At 51.4% G+C, this 282-nt stretch carries 1 rRNA gene; it reads right to left on the bottom strand.

Annotated elements, in window-relative coordinates:
- Positions 1-153: 153 nt before the first annotated feature.
- Positions 154-270: ribosomal RNA gene (rrf, locus tag ACSEXW_RS28450) — 5S ribosomal RNA — on the bottom strand.
- Between the last annotated feature and the right edge of the window lie 12 nt (positions 271-282).

The raw sequence follows: 282 nt of genomic DNA on the forward strand, positions 1-282 counted from the left end.
TTCGCTACGTCCTTCTTCGGCTCCTGGCGCCTAGGCATCCTCCGTGCGCTCTTATTAGCTTATCCAGCTAAAGAACATTACTTTAGATGTTTTCGGAATTGTTTCGCTATCCAGTTTTCAAGGAACAAGGTGAATCTCACCAAAGTGAGACCCGCTTGGCAACGTCCTACTCTCCCAGGACCCTGCGGTCCAAGTACCATCGGCGCTGAAGGGCTTAACGGTCGTGTTCGAGATGGGTACGCGTGGTTCCCCTTCGCCATTATCACCAAACGAGCTTGCTTA

This window comes from Oryzibacillus soli (assembly GCF_051594765.1).
Taxonomy (GTDB): domain Bacteria; phylum Bacillota; class Bacilli; order Paenibacillales; family NBRC-103111; genus Paenibacillus_AR.